This window comes from Rhodoferax sp. MLSD5-FHT05B10, assembly GCF_058793415.1.
The window spans coordinates 203,614-224,150 of sequence record NZ_JBXAFT010000001.1 but is presented as its reverse complement, the minus strand read 5'-3'; the positions used below and the strand labels follow the sequence as shown (position 1 = coordinate 224,150).

Below are 20,537 nucleotides of genomic sequence, written 5' to 3'. Positions count from 1 at the left end.
TTCTGATGAAAAAAGACCACATAGCCCCTTTCTTCGCCACGCTACAGGCAGCCAACCCCGAGCCGGAAACCGAGCTGGAATACACCAGCGTGTTCGAACTGCTCACCGCCGTGCTGCTCAGCGCACAGGCCACCGACGTGGGTGTGAACAAGGCCACGCGCAAGCTGTTTCCCGTGGCCCACACGCCGCAGGCCATGCTGGACCTGGGTCTGGAAGGACTGGAGAGCTACATCAAGACCATTGGCCTGTACCACAGCAAGGCCCGGCATCTGCTGGAGACCTGCCGCATCCTGGTGGAACGCCACGGCGGGCAGGTGCCGCGCACACGCGCCGAACTCGAAGCCCTACCCGGTGTGGGGCGCAAGACCGCCAACGTGGTGCTCAACGTGGCCTTTGGCGAACCCACCATGGCCGTGGACACGCACATCTTTCGCGTGGCCAACCGCACCGGCCTGGGGCCAGGCAAGACGCCCCATGAGGTGGAGGTGCAGTTGCTCAAGCGCATACCGGCCGAGTACCTGCTGCACGCCCACCACTGGCTGATCCTGCACGGCCGCTACGTGTGCCAGGCACGCAAGCCGCAGTGCTGGCAGTGCGCGGTGTCGCAGTACTGCGACTACACCCCCAAGACGCCTACACCGGGCTGACCGGCGCGCGCGTCAAACCGCCAGCGGCACGCCGTGCCGCGGGTCATCCGTCAAGATTTCAAACGCGGCGCGGTGCCGGGTCTGCAGGGTCAGGGGCGGCCGGTTCGGGCGTTCCAGGGTGACTTCGCAGGCCGCCATCTTGCTGTTGAGGCAGGTGTGGCTGCCCCCGGGCGGGTTGTAGTAAGTCAAACCCACGAAGGCCTCCCGGGGCGCATGCAGGTGGCCGGTCATGCGCACGCCGCTGCGCGGGTCGGCACTGTCGAATTGCCAGTCAAAGAACCGCCAACGCCCCCGGGCCCGAAACGCCTGCCACAGGGTATTGAGGTGATAGTCCTGCCCGTCCACCCGGGCCACCACCATGGTGAGCGGCGGCGACCACAGGGGGCCGAACCGCAGCCGGGCGGTGATGCACTCTATAAAGGCGTCCGGCGCGTTGTCGAAGCCCACCACCTGCCCCCAGGCGTAGGTGTCGGTGTGCTGGCTGCCCCAGTTGTGGTTCTCACTGCCTACCCAGTCGTCCACCTCCATCACCGTTCCATCCACCGTGATGCTGCCACTGAACACCACATGCGGGCGCTGCGCCACGGCCTTGGCCTTGGGAAAAGGCGCGCCATACAGCCCGGGCGGCAGAAACAGCATGGGCGCACCGCCGCCGCGATACTGCAAGTCCCACGCCATGGCGTGCGGCTGGGTCGTCGCGCCCGCCAGACGGCCGCTTTGCTGGGTGGCGGAGCCAATCTGCACGTCCAGCCCGTGCGCGGCGAAGCGGCATTCGCGGATGGGCACCTCCTGCTTGGCGGCACGGATCTGGTGCGTCTCGCCGTTGAAGTGAATCACCCACAGCTCGCCCATGGCGTCGTCCGGGCGGCCTTGCGGCGAAAAGATGGTGTAACGGATCCAGAACGCCTCGTTGCGCTGCGGGTGGTTGGCGCGCAGGAACCAGCTTTCGTAGTGCCCTGCCGCCTGGCCGCTGCGGTAGCGGGCGCCCTGCCAAAAGCCTGTGTCGGGTGTGTCCATCGTACGCTCCCTTACGTTTGCCGCCCGTCCCGTGCTAAGGTTCCGGGGTGCCAAAGACCATACGTTACACCCTGCTCTCCCTGCGCGACCTAGCCATCTCGGCAGGCCCGTTCATTGCACTGACCGTTGCGCTGCTGGTGCTGGCCTATGTTTGGCTGGACCCCAACCCGCCCAAGCGCGTCACGCTGGCCACCGGCCCGGCGCAAAGCGCCTACGAGGAGTTTGGCAAACGGTACGCCCGCCTGCTGGCCAAGGAGGGCATCGAGGTGGTGCTGCTGCCCTCGGAGGGGTCGGCGGCCAATCTGCAGCTGCTGCGCGACGGCAAGGCCGACCTGGGTTTTGTGCAGGGCGGCAGCAACGAGGCCGGCGCCGAAGGCGACGTGCCCCTGGAGTCGCTGGGCAGCCTGTTCCTGGAGCCGGTCTGGCTGTTCTACCGCGAGGCCGCCGCACCCCACTCCACCCTCGCGTTCCTGACCCAGCTCAAGGGCCTGCGGGTCAACGTGGGAACACCCGGCAGCGGCGTGCCCAACCTGATGGCCAAGCTGCTGGAGAGCAACCGCATCGCCCCCCAGTCGCTGAAGCTGTCGCAGCTGGAGCAGACACCGGCCACGGTGGCCTTTCTCAACGGCAAGCTCGACGCCATTGTGTTCGCCTCGGCCCCCGAATCGCTGCTGGTGCAAATGCTGCTGCAGACGCCGGGCGTGAAGCTGATGGACTTTGCGCAGAGCGAAGCCTACTCGCGGCGCTTTGCCTTCCTGAGCCCCGCCGTGCTGCCGCGCGGCGTGGTCGATCTGGCCGCCAACATTCCCGCGCAGAACGTGCACCTGGTGGCCCCCACCACCACGCTGCTCACGCGTGCCAGCACGCACCCGGCGCTGCTGCAGCTGTTTTCCCAGGCGGGCAACGAGATCCACGGCGGCGCCGGCTGGTTCAAGCACGCACGCGAGTACCCCAACATCAGGAACAACGAGCTACCCGTGGCCAAGGAGGCCGAGCGCGCCATCCAGGCCGGCACCCCGCTGCTGCAGCGCTACCTGCCATTCTGGGTGGCCAACCTGGTGGAGCGCATGTGGCTGGTCATGGGCATCATTCTGGCGGTGCTGCTGCCGCTGTCGCGCGTGATTCCGCCCCTCTATGAGTTCCGCGTGCGCTCGCGCATCTTCCGCTGGTATGCCCATCTGCGCGACATCGAACAGCGCGCAGAAGACCTGCCCGACACGGCCCCGCTGCTCGACGAACTCAACCAGATGGACAACCGCACCGCCCGGATCCGTGTGCCGCTGTCGCACACCGACGAGCTGTACGCCCTGCGCGCCAACATCCAGCTGGTGCGCCAGAAGCTGCAGCGCCCCTGACATGCCCCACACCCAGACCGTTGCCGCCCTGCAGGCCCGCCACGGACCGCGCTACCGCTGGCTGTTGCTGCTGTCCGTGATGATCGGCACCATGGCGTCCATCATGTCGTCGACCATCATCAATGTGGCCGTGCCCGACATGAGCCGCTACTTTGCCCTGGGGCAGCACCACATGCAGTGGGTGTCGTCGGGCTTCATGGTGGCAATGACCGTTTCCATGCTGACCACTCCCTGGCTGCTGGCGCGCTTTGGCTACCGCAGGACCTATGCCGGCGCCATCTGGCTGCTGCTGGCCGGTGGCATCTGCGGCGGCCTGAGCAACCAGTTCGATCTGGTGCTGGCCGCGCGGGTGGCCGAAGGCCTGGCTTCGGGTGTGGTGCAGCCCATTCCGGCCATCATCATCCTGCGGGTGTTTGCCTCCAACGAGCAGGGGCGCGCCAGCGGCATCTTCGGCATGGGCGTGGTGCTGGCGCCGGCCCTGGGGCCCAGCATCGGCGGGCTGCTAGTGGACTGGTTTGGCTGGCGCTCCACCTTCTTCATGGTGGTGCCGTTTTGCCTGGCTTCGCTGCTCATGGCACGGCGCTTCATTCCGGTGGCCAACCTGGGCGACGAGGCCCACCACAGCGACCCGGTCACGCTCGACTGGCGGGGCCTGCTGCTGGCCACCCTCGCCACGCTGTGCCTGCTCAACGGCATGGTCACGCTGCAAGGCGGCGCCCCCACCCAGGCCGCGGCGCTGTTGGCGGCGGCCGTGCTGGCGCTGGTGGCCTTCGTGAAATGGCAGCACCGCCTGAGCCACATCCACCGCGGGCCGCACCAGCAGGCTCCGCTGATGAACCTGGCGCTGTTCAACCACCGCCAGTTCGCCATGGGCAGCATCGTGGCGTTCATCTACGGCACGGCACTGTTCGGCTCCACCTACCTGCTGCCGGTGTACCTGCAGATGGGGCTGGGGCTGTCGCCGGCCTACGTGGGCACCCTGCTGATGCCCGCCGGCCTGGTGCTGGGCTTCACCATTGCCATGGTCGGCCGGCTGGCGGACCACCAGCCGGCCCGCGTGCTGGTGAGCATTGGCCTGCTGCTGCTGGCCCTGGGATTTGCCTTGATGGTGACGGTGGGCCTGCATACCTCCATCTGGGTCATCGTGGCGTGGGCCATTGTGGGGCGCATCGGGCTGGGCTTCATCCTGCCGTCCCTCAACCTGGGCTCCATGCGCGGCCTGCCCAAGCACATGCTGGCGCAAGGCTCCAGCGTCATCAGCTTCATCCGCATGGTGGGCGGCGCCAGCGGCGTGAGCCTGTGCGCCATCGTGCTGGAATGGCGGCTGGCCGTCCATGGCCAGTCGCTGGCGCACCCCAGCACCAGCCCCCAGAGGCTGTTAGCATTCAACGAATCCTTTCTGATGCTGGCCGGCATTTGTGCCTTGGCCATTGTCGCGGCCTGGCAACTACGTGAGAAAAAATGACCCAGCACACCATGAACCATCCCCACCCCGCAGCCCCCAGCAGCAAGCGCTTCAACTTCAAGGCCTTCGTGAAAAGCGGCGCCGTGGTGCCCGCCATTGCCATCACGATCATCGGCACTGCCGCGCTCAGCATGGTGACCTACATCACGGTGTCCGCCGTGGCCAACCACGGGCTCATGCCGCGGCCGACGGCCCTGGACCAGTACACCTGCCAAGGCTTTGCCCAACCGTTCACCATGACCTTTCGCCACGGCAAGGACGCCGTGCAGCTGCACGCGGGCGCCATCACGCTGCACGGTGAGTTGATCAACGGGGAAATCCAGTGGAGCGGCCCTGCCAACGCCATCCATATGCTGGGCTTTGTTCCGCCGGTCGAAATGGTGTACGACGACACCAAATCCATCCACCTGCTCGACAGCCAGCGGGTGGAGCAGGTCTGCACGCGCTAGCGCCGCCCTTCAGCAAATATTGTCTCGCTATCAAAAACATAGCTACCCACGCAAGCAGTACCTGTGCTGCAGGCCAAAAACATTAAGAAAAAGCCTGCACATAGTGCTGCGCCTTGCGGCGAACCGCCTCCACGGACATGCCGGGCGCGTACAACTGGCTGCCAATACCAAACCCGGTAGCACCTGCAGCCAGCCACCCGGCCATGCTCTCGGGCGTAATGCCGCCCACAGGCCAAATGTCGGTGTCCGCGGGCAAGACCGATTTGAGGGCCTTCAGACCCGCATGCCCCACCATATCCGAAGGAAAGAGCTTGAGGGCATGCGCGCCAGCCTGCAACGCGGTGAATGCTTCGGTGGGCGTGGCAACGCCGGGCGCACTCAGCATGTCCAGTGCCACGGAACGGGCAATCACCCGGGCGTCGCAATGCGGCGAAACCACCAGCCGACCGCCCGCAGCATGCACGGCCTGCACATCGTCAACGGTCAGCACCGTACCGCCGCCCACCAGCACGCCGGGTGGCAGGTGCCGGGCCAGAATGTCAATGCATTGCAACGCATCCGGACGATTCAACGGCACCTCCAGGGCCCGAAACCCGCTGTCCACCAATGCCTGCCCCACGGCCAATGCCTGCTCCGGGTCCAGTCCTCGCAAGATGGCCACCAGGGGCATGACCCGCAAGTGGGCGCGTAGCTGCAGTGCCACTGTCATACATGCCTCACGATCGTTTGAATATGGACCAAGGCAGCCACGAAGGCGGCCTGTGCATCCAGAACCTCTGCCTGCAACGCCAACTGAAAGGCCGCACTCTGGTAATGGGCAGCCAGCTCAGGAGTCCCGAGCAACTGAAAGCCAGCCATGCGCTCCCCCTGCGCCGTGGTTTGCAGCACGTCATGCAGTTCGCTGCCAATGAGCAAACCACTGAGATAGGCATGTGCGCTGGACGCGGGCATGTCAGCGCACACCACGCGGGCGCGGCAGCCAAACAGCTGGTGGCTCAAGGAGCCCTGGCTTGCCGCTTGCACGCCGAGGCGAAATGCTGCGGCATCCCACACCTGACCGGCGGAGCCTGCAGCCGCAGCCAGGGTTCCGTGTTGGGTCAGCAAGCCAAACAACTCACCTGTCATGTAGGTGCGCAGTTGCACCACACGGCCGGCCCGTAGCTCGACCCACTTGCTGTGCGTACCCGGCAAGACAAACCAGCCGCTGGCGTGACCCATTTTCACCGCGCCCAGTAGTTGGGTTTCTTCCCCGCGCATCACGTCCGGTTGCCCCAGGGAATTGCGCACGCAATAACCCGGAACAATGACGCAGCGCGTGCCGGCGGGAGCTTCCTGGACTTCAACCCAATGTTGTGGCAATGCCTGCAACGCAACAGCGCCACTTACGTAGGGGGCCTCTTGCCAGCCCAGGGCGCTACCCACCATGCCAGACATCACCACCAGCCCCGGATCGACCTGCAATTCCAGTAAAAGATCACGCAATGCCAGCGCAAACCGGCCCTTAGAGGCCAGTGCACCTTGCGTGTCCGCATGCGTGCGAATGCAGTGGCCCTGGGCGTCGAGCACGTAGGCGCGACGGTGGGTGGTGCCCCAATCAATGCCAACCAATACGGCGCTGTTTACCGGCCCCATCGCAGCACCAGGGGATTGAGCCGCCGAGCGGTTTCCAGCAACCCGGCGCGTGTGGCGGCGTGCATGGCGGGCAACGGATGGCGTGGCGCTTCGCAGGCAATCACTCCGCCTTCCTGCATGAGGGCCTTGGCCGCCAGCAGACCGCACTGGCGGTTTTCGTAGTTGATCAAGGGCAGCCATCGCTGGTAAGCGCTGGCGGCCTCTTCGCGCCGGCCAGCGGCATAGGCATCGACGATCGTCCGGATGCCGTCGGGGTAGGCGCCGCCGGTCATTGCGCCGCTGGCGCCAGCGTCCAGGTCGGGCATAAGGGTAATGGCCTCTTCTCCATCCCACGGACCTTCCACTGCATCGCCCCCCAAATGAATGAGTTCGCGCAGCTTGGCGGCGGCGCCCGCCGTCTCGATCTTGAAGTAGGACACCTGGGCAATCTCGCGGGCCATCCGCGCCAGAAAGGTGGCCGACAACGGGGTTCCGCTGGCCGGTGCGTCCTGAATCATGATGGGAATGTCAATCGCCTGGGACACGCCGGCATAGAAGCCGTATATCTGTTCTTCCGGCACCCGGAACGTGGCACCGTGGTACGGCGGCATGACCATGACCATGGCAGCGCCCATGTCTTGTGCCTGGCGACTGCGCTGGGCACAGATGCTGGTGCTGAAATGGGAGGTGGTCACGATCACCGGAACGCGACCGGCTACGTGCTCCAGGATGGATCGGGTCAGAGTCTCGCGTTCGCTATCAGACAGCACAAACTGCTCAGAGAAATTGGCCAGAATGCACAGGCCGTTGGAGCCGGCATCGATCATGAAATCCACACAGCGTTTCTGGCTGGGCAAGTCCAGCTCCCCCGATTGCGTGAACGGGGTGGGAACAACCGGAAACACACCTTTGAAACGGGGCTCAATGTTTGCTTGCATGGGGTGTTCTCCTCAAATGCCGATATAGGCCGTCTTGACGGTGGTGAAAAATTCCTGCGCATAGCGCCCCTGCTCACGCGGCCCGTAGCTGGAGCCCTTGCGTCCGCCAAACGGCACGTGGTAGTCCACACCCGCCGTTGGCAGATTCACCATCACCATGCCAGACTGGCTGTGGCGTTTGAAATGGGTGGCGTATTTCAGGCTGGTGGTGGCAATGCCTGCCGACAAGCCAAAGGGCGTGTTATTGGCTTCAAAGAGCGCTTCGTCGTACCCCTTCACGCGAATGATGCTGGCCACCGGGCCAAATACTTCCTCGCGGTTGATGCGCATGTCTGCGGTGGTGTCGGTCAGCAAGGCGGGTGCCATATAGAAGCCTTCCGTGGCACGTTGCAGCCGATCACCACCGGCCACCAACTGCCCCCCCTGCGCTTGCCCCAACTCCACATACCGCATGTCTTGCTCCAGCTGGGCGAGTGACGACACGGGACCGATATCGGTACCCGCCTCCAGGGCGTCGCCTACCTTGAGCGTCGCCATGCGGGCCGTGATGGCCGCTACAAACTGGGGGTAGATACCTTCCGTCACGATCAAACGGCTGGACGCCGTGCAGCGCTGGCCGGTGGAATAGAACGCGCTTTGCACGCTAAGTTCCACCGCCTGGGCCAGGTTGGCGTCATCCAATATGACCTGCGGGTTTTTTCCGCCCATTTCGAGCTGCACTTTTTTCAGACTCAGCGCACACTGCTGCACAATGCGGGCGCCTACGCCCTGCGAACCGGTGAAGCTGATGGCATCCACCCCCGGGTGGTTGACCAGCGGGTCGCCAATGACACTGCCGCGCCCCATGACGAGGTTGAACACTCCCGCTGGAATGCCACTTCGGCTGATGATCTCCGCCAGTGCCCAGGCACAGCCGGGCACCAGGTCTGCCGGCTTGAAAACCACACAGTTGCCATAGGCCAACGCAGGCGCAATTTTCCAGGCCGGAATGGCCATGGGGAAATTCCAGGGTGTGATGATGCCCACCACGCCCACCGGCTCACGCGTGATCTCCACGCCAATGCCGGGGCGCACCGAGGGCACGACCTCACCGGCCAGCCGCAGGCACTCGCCAGCAAAGAACTTGAAGATGTTGCCGGCGCGGGACACCTCGCCAACGCCTTCGACCCGGGTCTTGCCCTCTTCGCGAGCCAGCAAGGCACCCAGCTCATCGCGGCGTGCCAGGATCTCAGCGCCAATTGCGTCCAGGGCGTCCGCCCGCGCCTGAATGCCGGACATGGACCACACCGGGAATGCTGCGCGCGCTGCCTGCACGGCGGCATCCAGATCGGCGGCACTGGCCTGGGCGTATTCGCCCAACACGTCGGCCAGATTGGAAGGATTGGTGTTGGGCGTGTAACTGCCACCGGCCAGCCATTGGCCGCCAATCAGGTTGTCGTGTTGGGGTGTTGTATGCATGGGTTTGAAGAAATGTGAAAGTTAGGTCAAAGGTTTGACGCGCCACTCAACGTGCAGGCGCAGGCACTCACCCGCGGCGAGCACTTGCAGACCCGGACGCCCCGGCTGGTGGAACGCATCGATAGGGTGGGTAACCGGTTCAAAACAAAACGCCGGGCCTTCGGGCGGGCGGTACAGCAGGCAGTAGCCTGGGTCACGGGCGGCGCGGTTCTGCACTTCTGGAACACGCATGTGCAGTTGCAGCCGGTGCTCGGGCCAGGTGATGCGTGCCTCACCGCACCAGCCGGTGTAGGCGTTGTCGACCAGGGTGCCGTTGACGTCCATGCCCGAGCGTGGATCCCACGTTGCGGGAAATTTCTGGGTGTGCACTGTGGGCAAGGGGTCCGCACCGCTGAGCCAGACCCCTTGCACATTGGTCTGTAGCCGGGTCTGAGGACTCCGTTGAAACCAGGGGTGCAGGCCCAGACCGTAGGGCAAGCAAACCGCGCCCCGGTGGGTCACGCTAACCGTCTGGTCCAGCCCCCCCGGCACCAGACGAAAGGTCTGCGTGGCCTCGTACGCATACGGGTTGCCTGAAAAGTAGCTGGACACCAGCGTCATCACCATCGTGTCCTGGTCGGGCTGGGACAAAGTCCAGGGTTGCAGCCAACCGTCACCGTGAATCGGATAGGGCTCGCCCACACGGTTCGGTGCCATGGGATGCACAACGCCGCCGTGCTCGAAGCCACCGCCGCTGATGCGGTTGGACCAGGGCAACATGGCGAATGAGGCCAGCGAATAACGGTCGGGGTTAAGCCCATCCCAGGGACGCCACACGTCAAAGTGGGTACCGACGGACGTCCCCTCGCCATTCCATTGCCAGGCAGCAACGCCACCGCCCAGGCTGGGTACCAGGCCCAGGCGTTGTTCGGCGTACTCAAGCCAAACCACCGGATGTTGAATGGGTTGCGTCATGGGTTCATCCTGCAAAACAAGACGGCGGCAAGCCCTGCCCGTCTACCTCCACGACAAACAGGCCACCGGCCAATGGTTCGGCGGCCAATTGCGCCGCGGTAAGCCCCGTGCAGGCGCTGCTGATGAACAGTGTGGAAAGCGCCGGTCCACCGAAGGTACAGTTTGTAATGTGACGGGTAGGCAGCGTGACCCGTGCCAGTTCCGCAGCCGTTACGCCGTCGTGGCAACTTACGCAGGACGCGCCCCAATGTGCAATCCACAAGCGCCCTGCTGCATCGGTTGTCATGCCATCCGGAAATCCGTCACCCTTGGCAAATGTCAGCCAGACGCGCCGGTTACCAATGGCACCACTCATGGGGTCAAAATCAAACGCGTGCACCTGGCCCTGAACGGTGTCATTGAAATACAGCGTGCGCCCATCCAGCGACCAGGTCGGACCATTGGTTACCGCGTAGCCATCTGCCATGCGCGCACACTGACCGTCCGGCGCGTAGCGATACAAGGCCCCTGTGGGAGCCTTGCCGTCGACGTCCATGGTGCCGCCCCAAAAACGGCCTTGGGCATCGCACTTGCCGTCGTTGAAGCGGTTATGTACGCGCTCGGATTCAGGCTGGTGCAGAGGTTGCAGGGTTGCGGTTTCCAGATTGAAAAACGCGAAACCACGGCGCAGGGTCACCAGCAACTCTGGAGCATTTGCACGCTCTGCCACGGCAGATATTTCTTCCGAAAACGTCCAGCTGTCCCGCGCCTGCGTGGCCGGATGGTAGCGATGCAGCTGGCAGCCCACAATGTCCACCCAGAACAGGGCCTGGTGCCGCACCGACCAGAGCGTGCCCTCGCCCAAACCGGCCGCTGCCGCCCATACACAGTGGGGGGCTGTGCGTATGCGAGGTACGGCGTTCAATGCGATTCGCGTGGCACGTCTGCACCACTTCCGCCCACCAGAAAGTCCAGATCAGCACCCAGGTGCGCTTGCTGTACGTGCTCCACATACAGTTTCTGGTAACCCCGGTTGGGATGCACTGGCGGCTTCCAGCTCTTGCGCCGGATGGCCAGCTCCGCCTCCGACACCTCCAGATGCAAACGGCGTCCCGCCACGTCCAATTCGATCATGTCGCCGTTTTGTACCAGGGCCAATGGGCCACCGGCGGCGGCCTCAGGGCTGGTATGCAACACCACGGTACCGTAGGCGGTTCCGCTCATGCGGCCGTCACTGATACGCACCATGTCGGTAATGCCTTTTCTCAGCACCTTGGGCGGCAGTGGCATGTTGCCAACCTCAGCCATACCGGGGTAGCCGCGCGGACCACAGTTTTTGAGCACCATCACGCAGTGCTCGTCAATGTCGAGCGCATCAGTGTCAATACGGGCGTGAAAATCTTCAATATCTTCAAACACCACGGCCCGCCCGCGGTGCTGCAGCAGGTGCTTTGATGCCGCCGAGGGTTTGATGACGGCACCATCTGGCGCCAGGTTCCCGCGCAGCACGGCGATACCCGCTTCTTTCATGAACGGCGCATCTGGCGTCTTGATGACATCGCGGTTGTAGCAAGGTGCCTGTGCGATGTTGGCACCCAGGGTTTTGCCGTTGGCCGTGATGCTATTCAGGTGCAACAAGGGTTCAATTTCCCGCAGCACAGCAGGCAGGCCACCTGCATAGTAAAAATCTTCCATCAGGTACTGCCCCGACGGCTGCAGATTCAACAGACACGGCACTTCGGCACCCAGGCGGTCCCAGTCGTCCAAATTCAACCTCACGCCCATGCGTCCGGCAATCGCAATTAGATGAATGACTGCATTGGTGGAGCCGCCAATGGCTGCGTTGGCGCGGATGGCGTTCTCAAACGCCTGACGGGTCAGAATCTGCGACATGCGCATGTCCTCCTTGACCATCTCGACAATGCGCCGCCCCGTCATTTGTGCCAGGCGGTTACGCCGGGTATCGGCGGCGGGAATGGCGGCATTTTCGGGCAACGACATGCCCAGCGCCTCCACCATGCTGGCCATGGTGCTGGCTGTACCCATGGTCATGCAACTTCCCTTGGAGCGGTGCATGCAGGATTCAGCCTCGGTGAATTCGTTCATGGTCATCTCACCAGCGCGCACCATCTCTGACATCTGCCACACACCGGTTCCCGAACCGATATCCTTGCCCCGGAACTTGCCATTGAGCATGGGACCGCCCGACAAGCCAATGGTGGGCAGATCGCAACTGGCGGCACCCATCATCAGTGCCGGGGTGGTCTTGTCGCAGCCCATGAGCAGCACCACGCCGTCAATCGGATTACCGCGAATGGACTCTTCCACGTCCATGCTGGCCAGGTTGCGAAACAGCATGGCGGTGGGTCGCAGCTGCGTTTCACCCAGCGACATGACCGGGAACTCCAGCGGAAAACCGCCGGCCTCGTAGACACCACGCTTGACAAACTCGGCCAACTCACGAAAGTGCCCATTGCAAGGCGTCAATTCGCTCCAGGTGTTGCAGATGCCAATGACGGGTCGACCATCGAGTTCATCGTGCGGATACCCTTGATTTTTGATCCAGCTGCGGTGCATGAAGCCATCGCGGTCGGTCTTGCCGAACCAGCCCTGACTGCGGCGAAAAGGGTGTTTGATGGAATCCATTCTTCGTCATCCTCTGAATTGCTCTGTGGGTTTTTGGCGGCCGTTTGGGGCTTGACAAAGGGCATCCTATCAAGGCACATTGATAAAGAAAAATCATAAAATTTATACGTGACATATTCAAATTGCAATACATAAAGGACACTCATATGACAGCCCTATCCACTTTCCAGAACCAGTCTCCTGCTCTGGCGCTATTTCCCAGTCTGCGGGGCAAAAGGGTCTTCATCACAGGCGGTGGAACGGGCATTGGTGCCGCCATGGTGGAGGCATTTGCGGAACAAGGCGCGCAGCTTGCCTTTGTCGACATGGCAGAAGCGGAGAGCCGTGCCCTGACACAGCGAATCACCGACGCGGGACACCCGCCACCGTGGTGGCGCGTGTGCGACGTGCGCGATATTGCCGCTCTGCAACACACCATGGAGCAGGCCATCACCGAGCTGGGCGACTTTTCGGTGCTGGTCAACAACGTGGCGAGGGACGATCGTCACAGCCTGGAATCCGTCACGCCGGAATACTGGGATGAGCGCATGGCCGTTAATCAGCGCCCGGCCTTCTTTGCCATTCAATCCATCGTGCCTGCAATGAAGCGCCTGGGTGGCGGCTCCATCATCAACCTGGGCTCAACCGGCTGGCAAAGCAAGAGCGGTGGCTACCCCTGCTACGCCATCGCCAAGTCGTCCGTCAATGGCCTGACCCGCGGACTGGCAAGCAGCCTTGGTGCGCACCGTATCCGCGTGAACACGGTCTCACCCGGCTGGGTGATGACCGAGCGCCAGATCAAACTGTGGCTTGACGCGGAGGGCGAAGCGGAGATCAAACGCAATCAGTGCCTGCCCGACAAGCTGCAACCCTCGGACATTGCGCGCATGGTGCTGTTTCTGGCATCCGACGACGGTGCCATGTGTACGGCTCAAGAGTTCAAAGTGGATGCCGGCTGGAACTAGGCCACGCCTATTTCGCCACTGTTTTAGGGTTTTTACCAATTTATATATTGGTATCACTAATCATTAAAAATCAATTGGTTGAACATGTCAGCGCTGCTTATGATCCGCCATCTTTCGTTCCATGGGAACCAGATCCGGCGTCGAATCGAATACGGGCGGTCACGATGCCAAATGCCAGCCCCGTTTCAATTAAGGAGACAACATGAAGATCAATAAACGCACGCTGATTGCCACACTCGTTGCGACGCCTTTGCTACTTGCCTTGCCCCACGCCGCATTGGCCCAAAAAAAGATCGTCCTGGGCTTCAGCCAGATTGGCGCCGAGAGCGAGTGGCGCACTGCCAACACCAACTCCATCAAGGACACGGCAGCCAAGGAAGGCATTGATCTGAAGTTCTCCGATGCGCAGCAAAAACAGGAAAACCAAATCAAGGCATTGCGCTCGTTCATCGCACAAAAGGTGGATGTCATTGCATTTGCCCCGGTGGTCGAGTCCGGTTGGGACACCGTGTTGAAGGAAATCAAGGCCGCAAAGATTCCCGTCATCCTGACTGACCGTTCAGTGGACTCCAAAGATACCTCGCTGTATGTGACGTTCATGGGTTCTGACTTCACCGAAGAAGGCCGGAAGGCTGGCCGCTGGTTGCTCGAAAAAGTTAAAAACACCAGCGGCGATGTCAACGTCGTTGAACTGCAGGGAACCGTCGGTTCCGGCCCCGCAATTGATCGCAAGAAAGGGTTTGAGGAAATCATCAAATCGGAGCCGCGCATCAAGATCATCCGCTCACAAACTGGTGACTTCACGCGCGCCAAAGGCAAGGAAGTCATGGAGGCCTTCCTGAAGGCAGAGGGGAAGAAAATCAATGTGCTGTACGCACACAACGACGACATGGCCATCGGTGCCATTCAGGCCATCGAAGAAGCGGGGCTGAAACCCTCCAAGGACATCACCATCATTTCAGTGGATGCCGTCAAAGGCGCCTTTGAAGCCATGATGGCCGGCAAGATGGACGTTACGGTTGAGTGCAGCCCTCTGCTGGGGCCCCAGTTGATGGCCGCTGTCAAGGACCTCAAAGCCGGAAAGACCTTGCCTCGGCGCATCGTCACGCAAGAGGGCATCTTCCCCATGGAAGTGGCTGCCCGGGAGTTCCCCTCGCGCAAGTACTGATGTTCGTACCGACTGAAAGCGATGCGCGGGCCTGCGGGCCCGCCTTTTATTCCCGGCAGCCTCACCGTGCAATCTGATTCCCTCCATTGCGATTCCCAGCCCGCCCTGCATCTGCGGGGCGTGACCAAGCAGTTCGCTGGCGTGCAGGCGCTCAAGAACGTGAGCCTGCGTTTGTTCGCTGGTGAGGTGCATGCCCTGATGGGGCAAAACGGCGCCGGGAAATCCACATTGATCAAGGTGCTCACCGGAGTGCACCGGGCAGACCAGGGCGAGATGCTGTTGGGCGGCCAGCCCATATCTGCCGCCTCGACCCTGGAATCCCAGCAGCTGGGCATCAGCACGGTGTACCAGGAAGTCAACCTCTGCCCCAACTTGACGGTGGCCGAAAACATCTTCGCCGGGCGCTACCCCCGCAAGGGCGCAAGGTATGGCTGGGCTATCGACTGGGTGGCCATGAACGCCCAGGCACACCATTGGCTGCAACGACTGAATCTGCAAATTGACGTGACACAGATGCTGTCGAGCTACTCGGTGGCCGTGCAGCAAATGGTGGCTATCGCGCGGGCGCTCAGCATTTCAGCACAGGTTCTCATTTTGGATGAGCCCACCTCCAGTCTGGACGACGAAGAAGTGGAGCGCCTGTTTGGCGTTCTGCGCCAGTTGCGCGACGAGGGGATGGCCATCCTGTTTGTGACCCACATGCTGGACCAGGTCTACGCTGTGTGCGAACGCATCACGGTACTGCGCAACGGTGAACTGGTTGGTGAATACCGCACGTCCGAGCTGGGGCACTCTGCCTTGATTGCTGCCATGGTGGGACGCGAACTCGTGCCCGTCAGTGCCGAACAGCACACGCGACAGGGCGCTGCGCTGGCGCACGCACCTGTTTTGCTGGAAGTACAAGGCTTGGCACGCCAGGGTCACCTCAAACCCCTGGACCTGACACTGCGCCATGGTGAAGTGGTGGGCTTGGGTGGGTTGCTGGGGTCTGGGCGAACCGAACTGGCGCGCCTGTTGTTTGGCCTGGATCGCCACGAGACAGGCTCCATGAGCATCCAAGGGGTTGTCGTGCAACTGGAGTCGCCCACACAGGCCATTGCACACGGTTTGGCACTGTGCCCGGAGGATCGCAAGGCCGATGGCATCATCTCCGAGTTGTCGGTGCGCGAAAACATTGCACTGGCATTGCAGGCGCGCCGGGGCCTATGGCCCTGCATGTCACCGGCACGCCAGTCCGAGATGGCGCTGCGTTACGTCAAGGCGCTGGGCATCAAGACTGCTGACATCGAAACACCCATCAGTCAGCTCTCCGGTGGCAATCAGCAAAAAGTCATCCTGGCCCGCTGGTTGGCGACTCAACCGCGCTTGCTGATTCTGGACGAGCCAACGCGCGGAATCGACATTGCCGCCAAACAGGAAATCATGAACGAAATACTTTTGCTGGCCCGCGAAGGCATGGCCGTACTGTTCATCTCGTCGGAAATGAACGAAGTGGTGCGTCTGTCAGACCGTATTGTGGTGATGCGTGACCGCGCAAAAATTGGCGAGTTGCCTGCCGGAAGCACCGACCACGCGGTGTACGCCATGATTGCGGGGCATGCATGAAGCGCCTGGCCCATCATCCCCTGTTCTGGCCATTGGTGACGCTGTTGTTGATTCTGCTGGTGAACGCCAGTCTGAACCCAGGCTTCTGGACGCTGCAATGGCGTGACGGTCACCTCTACGGCAGTCTGATCGATATCCTGAACCGTTCAGCCGCCCTGATGCTGGTTGCATTGGGAATGACGCTGGTCATTGCCACTCGGGGCATTGATATATCCGTGGGCGCCATCGTAGCCATCAGTGCCTCGGTTGCCGCGCTCATGGTTGGTGGCACATTGGTCATCCACAACGGCGTGGCCAGTCATGTCAGCCGTTTCCCTATGCCTGTAGCCATTGGATGCGCCCTGGCAGTGGCACTGGTTTGTGGTTTGTGGAACGGCCTTCTGGTGGCCCGTCTGGGCCTGCAGCCCATTATTGCCACACTTATCCTGATGGTTGCCGGCCGTGGCATTGCCCAGCTGGTGACCAACGGACAAATCGTGACGGTCTACTACGAACCCTTTTTCTACATTGGCAACGGCTACCTGGCTGGGCTGCCTTTTGCACTCTTCATCGCCCTGGCGGTGTTCCTGATCATGCAACTGGCAGTAAAGCGCACCGCATTGGGCCTCTTCATTCAGGCCATCGGCATCAACCCGGCTGCGGCCCGGCTGGCGGGCGTGCGCGAACGGCTTATCACCATCTGCGTCTATGCGTTTTGCGGCTTGACTGCGGGCGCCGCCGGATTGATCGTGAGCTCCAACGTCAAGAGCGCCGACGGCAACAATGCCGGTTCACTCATGGAGCTGGATGCCATTCTGGCCGTCACACTAGGCGGCACCTTGCTCACTGGTGGACGCTTCAGTCTGGCCGGCAGCATGCTGGGCGCGCTCATCATCCAGGCGCTCACCTCCACCATCTACTCCATTGGCGTTCCGCCAGAAATCAACCTGGTGGTCAAGGCGGCCGTAGTTTTTGTGGTCATGCTCATGCAGTCCGCAGAGTTTCGCCAAGCGGTGCGTGGCTGGACGGTGCGCCCCGCACAACAAGGCGGTATGGCATGAGCAAGGATGCGGCCATGGCTATGCCAGCAACCCGATCTGCACCGCGCTGGCAGTTGGACGCCCAATACCTGCCACTGGCGGCCACCGTTGCACTGTTCGCCCTGATGGCCAGCTTCGGTTCCTTCGTGTATACCGGGTTTTTTTCTGCTCAGGTGTTTTTGAATCTGCTGATCGACAACGCGTTTCTGATCGTCGTGGCCGTGGGCATGACCTTTGTCATTCTGGCCGGTGGCATTGACCTCTCGGTAGGTTCCGTGGTGGCACTGAGCACCATGGTCTGCGCGACGCTGGTGGAGCGCCACCACTGGAGTCTGCTGTGGGCCATTCCCTTGGTACTGGCCATGGGAACCCTGTTTGGCGCATTGATGGGCTGGCTGATTCAACGCTTTCGCCTGCAGCCGTTCATCGTGACGCTAGCGGGCATGTTTCTGGCCCGCGGACTGTGTTACCTGATCAGCATCGACTCCATCAGCATCACCAACGCGAGTTACACCGATCTGGCGCAAATGCGTATTCCCCTGTGGGGCGATTCAGCTGCGCTGTCACTGAGCGCCATTCTGGCCGTGGGTGTCGTGCTGGTGGCCATTTTCATGGCCCACTACACCGAATTTGGCCGCACTGTGTACGCACTGGGTGGGAGCGAGCATTCAGCCCTGCTCATGGGCTTGCCGGTAGCGCGCACGATGGTGCTGATCTATACCTTGAGCGGGTTTTGCTCCGCCTTGGGCGGCATTGTATTCACCTTCTACACGCTTTCCGGCTACGGTTTGCACGCCGTGGGGCTGGAGCTGGATGCGATCGCTGCGGTCGTGATTGGCGGCACCCTGCTCAGTGGTGGCGCGGGCTTTGTGGTGGGCAGCCTGTTTGGCGTGCTCACACTGGGCATTATTCAGACACTAATCATGTTTGACGGATCACTCAGCTCCTGGTGGATGCGCATTGTGATTGGCGCATTGCTGTTTCTGTTTTGTCTGCTGCAGCGGATATTTGAATCACGGCGGCGCTGACAACACCCAACAACTTCAGGGACCGTCGCCGTCAGTCGGCTGTGCCCACCCGCTTGCCATAAACGGTGAAGGCAGATGCCTTGATCGCCCGCAACATCACATTGGCGGCAGGTGACAACAAACGGTCACGCCGGGTAATGACACCAAATGAATCCATCTGGCACGGCAGCGCCATGGGCAGGATAGCCATGATGCCGTGCTGGGCGTAGTACCGCGCAACATCTGTAGCAAGCACGCTGATCATGTCGCTTTGCTGCAGCATCTTGGTCGTAAACAGCAACGCTCCAGTCTCAATCACGTTCACTGGAGCCTGAACACCGACCTCTTGGAACATCAGGTCAAAGCGGTGACGCAGGACACTGCCAATCGGTGGCACGATCCAACCCGAGTCAACGACATCGCGCAAACCCAAACGGTTTTTGCGCAACAAGGGATGGCCGGGGCGGGTCACCGCACACACGGGCTCGTCCGTGATCACCTCATAGCGCAGATCGGTCTTGTCATGCTGGGCAAAGAGCCGGGCAACCAGAATGTCGAGCTTGTTCTGGTTCAGACGCTCCATCAACACGTCACTGGTTTCGATCTGCAAAGACACATGCAAGTTGGGGTGCTCCGCTTTCACCCGCGCCACCGCATCGGGAAGCAGCACCAAACCCGGTGATGTGATGGCGCCCACGCTCACCTGACCCAGCTGTCCCGACTTGGCCGCCTGCAGTTCGTCGTGCGCCTGGTTCAGCGACGCCAGCGCTACACGCGCATGGCGGATCATGGTTTCTCCGTACCAGGTGGGTCGCATGCCGCGCGGCAAACGGTCAAACAGCGAGACTTCCAGCACATCCTCCAGGTCTTTCAGCAACTTGGAAGCCGCTGGCTGCGTCATATTGAGCACCTGCGCCGCGCGATGGATATTGCCCTCTTCGGCCAGCGCAACCAGTAGTAGCAACTGGCGCGTTTTCAAGCGCGCCCGGATAAACCAGTGGTTGTAGTTTGTCATCTGCTTTGCTTTCGTTTAATCACAAAATCAAGGGTTTACCACTATCCGTTTTTTGACATCAAATGCGGCCAAATATCTATTAGAAGATTATCAGTCCAATCCGTATCATGCGACATCTTTGGCCATCGGACGAAGACAAATGAGAACAATCAAATACCCAACAGGAGACAAACAGTGAAGACACGCAGAACAACTCTCAAGGCGGTGGCCACTGGCCTGGCACTCGGTTTCGCACTGCTTGCCCCGCACGCCCAGGCACAGGACAAGGGCCTGATCGGCGTGGCCATGCCCACCAAGACCTCGTCCCGCTGGATTGCCGATGGCAACAGCATGGTCAAGGCCCTGGCGGATCGGGGCTACAAGGCCGATCTGCAATACGCCGATGACGACATTCCCAACCAGCTCGCCCAGATCGAAAACATGATCACCAAGGGGGTCAAAGTGCTGGTCATCGCGGCGATTGACGGCACCACGCTGTCCAACGCCTTGCAAAAGGCGGCCGACAAGGGCATCAAGGTCGTAGCCTATGACCGCCTGATCGTGGGCAGCAAGAATGTGGATTACTACGCCACCTTTGACAACTTCCAGGTCGGCGTGCTGCAAGCCCAGGCCATTGAAAAAGCACTGGGCCTGAAAGAAGGAAAAGGCCCATTCAACATTGAACTGTTCGGCGGTTCGGCAGACGACAACAACGCCTTCTTCTTTTACGACGGCGCCATGTCGATACTGCAACCCTACATCGACAAGGGCAAATTGGTGGTGCGCAGCAATCAGCTGGGCATGAACAAGGTCTCGACGCTACGCTGGGACGGGGCGGTGGCCCAGGCCCGAATGGACAACCTGCTGAGCGCGTACTACGGCAAAGCCCGCGTGGACGCCGTGCTGTCGCCCTATGACGGGCTAAGCATCGGCATCCTGTCGTCCCTCAAGGGCGTGGGCTACGGCACTGCGGCACTGCCATTCCCCCATGTAACCGGCCAGGATGCCGAGGTGCCATCCGTCAAGTCCATGATCCGCAAGGAGCAGGGGTCCACCGTATTCAAGGACACCCGCGAACTGGCCAAGGTCACGGCTGGCATGGTGGACGCCATGTTGAGCGGCAAGAAAGTGGAAATCAACGACACCAAGACCTACAACAACAAAGTCAAGGTAGTACCGTCCTATCTGCTCAAGCCTGTCAGTGTGGATTTATCCAATTACAAGCACATCCTCGTTGACAGCGGGTACATCAAGGAAGAGCAACTCAAGTAATGGCGTGAT

19 protein-coding genes are annotated in these 20,537 nt (G+C 61.6%); 10 read left to right on the top strand and 9 right to left on the bottom strand.

Features of this window, described 5'->3' with window-relative positions:
* The first annotated feature begins 5 nt into the window (after positions 1 to 5).
* Positions 6 to 647, top strand: coding sequence for an endonuclease III (gene nth / locus AC1Q5W_RS01040; RefSeq protein WP_492645868.1), 642 nt, complete (start codon positions 6 to 8; stop codon positions 645 to 647).
* Positions 648 to 659: 12 nt separating this feature from the next.
* Here nth and AC1Q5W_RS01035 read toward each other — a convergent pair whose 3' ends face one another.
* Positions 660 to 1,664, bottom strand: a complete 1,005-nt coding sequence (locus AC1Q5W_RS01035; protein ID WP_492645867.1) for a hypothetical protein — start codon at positions 1,662 to 1,664, stop codon at positions 660 to 662.
* A gap of 47 nt (positions 1,665 to 1,711) precedes the next feature.
* Here AC1Q5W_RS01035 and AC1Q5W_RS01030 point away from each other — a divergent pair, with 47 nt between their 5' ends.
* The 3 genes from AC1Q5W_RS01030 to AC1Q5W_RS01020 are packed head-to-tail and all read left to right on the top strand — an operon-like array spanning position 1,712 to position 4,933.
* Positions 1,712 to 3,019 carry a TAXI family TRAP transporter solute-binding subunit gene (locus AC1Q5W_RS01030; protein WP_492645866.1) on the top strand — a complete coding sequence of 436 codons (1,308 nt, stop codon included), beginning with the start codon at positions 1,712 to 1,714 and terminating at the stop codon, positions 3,017 to 3,019.
* Position 3,020: 1 nt separating this feature from the next.
* Positions 3,021 to 4,484: a DHA2 family efflux MFS transporter permease subunit gene (locus AC1Q5W_RS01025; protein WP_492645865.1), complete on the top strand. Its 1,464-nt coding sequence runs from the start codon at positions 3,021 to 3,023 to the stop codon at positions 4,482 to 4,484.
* Positions 4,481 to 4,933, top strand: a complete 453-nt coding sequence (locus AC1Q5W_RS01020) for a hypothetical protein (protein ID WP_492645864.1) — start codon at positions 4,481 to 4,483, stop codon at positions 4,931 to 4,933. Before AC1Q5W_RS01025 ends, AC1Q5W_RS01020 begins: the two co-directional genes overlap by 4 nt.
* 82 nt (positions 4,934 to 5,015) lie before the next feature.
* Here the strand turns inward: AC1Q5W_RS01020 and AC1Q5W_RS01015 are convergent, their stop codons facing one another.
* Genes AC1Q5W_RS01015 through AC1Q5W_RS00985 form a run of 7 tightly spaced genes read right to left on the bottom strand, consistent with a single transcriptional unit; the run spans position 5,016 to position 12,519 of the window.
* Entirely contained in the window at positions 5,016 to 5,642 is a 627-nt protein-coding gene (locus AC1Q5W_RS01015; RefSeq protein WP_492645863.1) for a 2-dehydro-3-deoxy-6-phosphogalactonate aldolase, read from the bottom strand.
* Positions 5,639 to 6,565, bottom strand: coding sequence for a 2-dehydro-3-deoxygalactonokinase (locus AC1Q5W_RS01010; RefSeq protein ID WP_492704001.1), 927 nt, complete (start codon positions 6,563 to 6,565; stop codon positions 5,639 to 5,641). Before AC1Q5W_RS01010 ends, AC1Q5W_RS01015 begins: the two co-directional genes overlap by 4 nt.
* Positions 6,553 to 7,482 (bottom strand): dihydrodipicolinate synthase family protein, encoded by a 930-nt coding sequence (locus AC1Q5W_RS01005; protein WP_492645861.1) that lies wholly within the window; start codon positions 7,480 to 7,482, stop codon positions 6,553 to 6,555. The genes AC1Q5W_RS01010 and AC1Q5W_RS01005 overlap by 13 nt, the downstream gene beginning before the upstream one ends.
* Positions 7,483 to 7,494: 12 nt before the next feature.
* Positions 7,495 to 8,940 carry an aldehyde dehydrogenase family protein gene (locus tag AC1Q5W_RS01000; protein ID WP_492645860.1) on the bottom strand — a complete coding sequence of 482 codons (1,446 nt, stop codon included), beginning with the start codon at positions 8,938 to 8,940 and terminating at the stop codon, positions 7,495 to 7,497.
* Positions 8,941 to 8,961: 21 nt separating this feature from the next.
* Entirely contained in the window at positions 8,962 to 9,894 is a 933-nt protein-coding gene (locus tag AC1Q5W_RS00995) for an aldose 1-epimerase (protein ID WP_492645859.1), read from the bottom strand.
* Positions 9,895 to 9,898: 4 nt separating this feature from the next.
* Complete coding sequence (locus AC1Q5W_RS00990) at positions 9,899 to 10,738, bottom strand: SMP-30/gluconolactonase/LRE family protein (RefSeq protein WP_492704028.1); 840 nt, start codon at positions 10,736 to 10,738, stop codon at positions 9,899 to 9,901.
* 56 nt (positions 10,739 to 10,794) lie between these two features.
* Positions 10,795 to 12,519 carry an IlvD/Edd family dehydratase gene (locus AC1Q5W_RS00985; RefSeq protein WP_492645857.1) on the bottom strand — a complete coding sequence of 575 codons (1,725 nt, stop codon included), beginning with the start codon at positions 12,517 to 12,519 and terminating at the stop codon, positions 10,795 to 10,797.
* A gap of 146 nt (positions 12,520 to 12,665) precedes the next feature.
* Between AC1Q5W_RS00985 and AC1Q5W_RS00980 the strand changes: the two genes are divergently transcribed.
* From AC1Q5W_RS00980 to yjfF, 5 genes are all read left to right on the top strand, one after another.
* Complete coding sequence (locus AC1Q5W_RS00980; RefSeq protein ID WP_492645856.1) at positions 12,666 to 13,463, top strand: SDR family NAD(P)-dependent oxidoreductase; 798 nt, start codon at positions 12,666 to 12,668, stop codon at positions 13,461 to 13,463.
* A 202-nt stretch (positions 13,464 to 13,665) separates the two neighbouring features.
* Positions 13,666 to 14,631: an ABC transporter substrate-binding protein gene (locus AC1Q5W_RS00975; RefSeq protein WP_492645855.1), complete on the top strand. Its 966-nt coding sequence runs from the start codon at positions 13,666 to 13,668 to the stop codon at positions 14,629 to 14,631.
* Positions 14,632 to 14,652: 21 nt separating this feature from the next.
* Positions 14,653 to 16,236 carry a sugar ABC transporter ATP-binding protein gene (locus AC1Q5W_RS00970; RefSeq protein WP_492645854.1) on the top strand — a complete coding sequence of 528 codons (1,584 nt, stop codon included), beginning with the start codon at positions 14,653 to 14,655 and terminating at the stop codon, positions 16,234 to 16,236.
* Positions 16,233 to 17,276, top strand: coding sequence for an ABC transporter permease (locus AC1Q5W_RS00965; RefSeq protein WP_492645853.1), 1,044 nt, complete (start codon positions 16,233 to 16,235; stop codon positions 17,274 to 17,276). Before AC1Q5W_RS00970 ends, AC1Q5W_RS00965 begins: the two co-directional genes overlap by 4 nt.
* Positions 17,277 to 17,290: 14 nt before the next feature.
* Positions 17,291 to 18,283: a galactofuranose ABC transporter, permease protein YjfF gene (gene yjfF / locus AC1Q5W_RS00960; protein WP_492645852.1), complete on the top strand. Its 993-nt coding sequence runs from the start codon at positions 17,291 to 17,293 to the stop codon at positions 18,281 to 18,283.
* A 31-nt stretch (positions 18,284 to 18,314) separates the two neighbouring features.
* Here the strand turns inward: yjfF and AC1Q5W_RS00955 are convergent, their stop codons facing one another.
* The gene (locus AC1Q5W_RS00955) at positions 18,315 to 19,277 is read right to left on the bottom strand and encodes a LysR family transcriptional regulator (protein ID WP_492645851.1); all 963 of its coding nucleotides are present in this window, start codon (positions 19,275 to 19,277) and stop codon (positions 18,315 to 18,317) included.
* Between the two features lie 174 nt (positions 19,278 to 19,451).
* Between AC1Q5W_RS00955 and chvE the strand changes: the two genes are divergently transcribed.
* Positions 19,452 to 20,528, top strand: a complete 1,077-nt coding sequence (gene chvE / locus AC1Q5W_RS00950; protein WP_492645850.1) for a multiple monosaccharide ABC transporter substrate-binding protein — start codon at positions 19,452 to 19,454, stop codon at positions 20,526 to 20,528.
* The last annotated feature ends 9 nt before the right edge of the window (positions 20,529 to 20,537 follow it).

What these genes read in the sequence shown, in the direction of transcription:
- AC1Q5W_RS00995 (WP_492645859.1), bottom strand. Translation starts at nt 9,894, where the DNA reads ATGACGCAACCCATTCAACATCCGGTGGTTTGGCTTGAGTACGCCGAA.
- yjfF (WP_492645852.1), top strand. Translation starts at nt 17,291, where the DNA reads ATGGCTATGCCAGCAACCCGATCTGCACCGCGCTGGCAGTTGGACGCC.
- AC1Q5W_RS01015 (WP_492645863.1), bottom strand. Translation starts at nt 5,642, where the DNA reads ATGACAGTGGCACTGCAGCTACGCGCCCACTTGCGGGTCATGCCCCTG.
- AC1Q5W_RS01005 (WP_492645861.1), bottom strand. Translation starts at nt 7,482, where the DNA reads ATGCAAGCAAACATTGAGCCCCGTTTCAAAGGTGTGTTTCCGGTTGTT.
- AC1Q5W_RS00985 (WP_492645857.1), bottom strand. Translation starts at nt 12,519, where the DNA reads ATGGATTCCATCAAACACCCTTTTCGCCGCAGTCAGGGCTGGTTCGGC.
- AC1Q5W_RS01010 (WP_492704001.1), bottom strand. Translation starts at nt 6,565, where the DNA reads ATGGGGCCGGTAAACAGCGCCGTATTGGTTGGCATTGATTGGGGCACC.
- AC1Q5W_RS00975 (WP_492645855.1), top strand. Translation starts at nt 13,666, where the DNA reads ATGAAGATCAATAAACGCACGCTGATTGCCACACTCGTTGCGACGCCT.
- AC1Q5W_RS01025 (WP_492645865.1), top strand. Translation starts at nt 3,021, where the DNA reads ATGCCCCACACCCAGACCGTTGCCGCCCTGCAGGCCCGCCACGGACCG.
- AC1Q5W_RS00970 (WP_492645854.1), top strand. Translation starts at nt 14,653, where the DNA reads ATGCGCGGGCCTGCGGGCCCGCCTTTTATTCCCGGCAGCCTCACCGTG.
- AC1Q5W_RS01035 (WP_492645867.1), bottom strand. Translation starts at nt 1,664, where the DNA reads ATGGACACACCCGACACAGGCTTTTGGCAGGGCGCCCGCTACCGCAGC.
- AC1Q5W_RS00955 (WP_492645851.1), bottom strand. Translation starts at nt 19,277, where the DNA reads ATGACAAACTACAACCACTGGTTTATCCGGGCGCGCTTGAAAACGCGC.
- AC1Q5W_RS01000 (WP_492645860.1), bottom strand. Translation starts at nt 8,940, where the DNA reads ATGCATACAACACCCCAACACGACAACCTGATTGGCGGCCAATGGCTG.
- AC1Q5W_RS01020 (WP_492645864.1), top strand. Translation starts at nt 4,481, where the DNA reads ATGACCCAGCACACCATGAACCATCCCCACCCCGCAGCCCCCAGCAGC.
- AC1Q5W_RS00980 (WP_492645856.1), top strand. Translation starts at nt 12,666, where the DNA reads ATGACAGCCCTATCCACTTTCCAGAACCAGTCTCCTGCTCTGGCGCTA.
- nth (WP_492645868.1), top strand. Translation starts at nt 6, where the DNA reads ATGAAAAAAGACCACATAGCCCCTTTCTTCGCCACGCTACAGGCAGCC.
- AC1Q5W_RS00965 (WP_492645853.1), top strand. Translation starts at nt 16,233, where the DNA reads ATGAAGCGCCTGGCCCATCATCCCCTGTTCTGGCCATTGGTGACGCTG.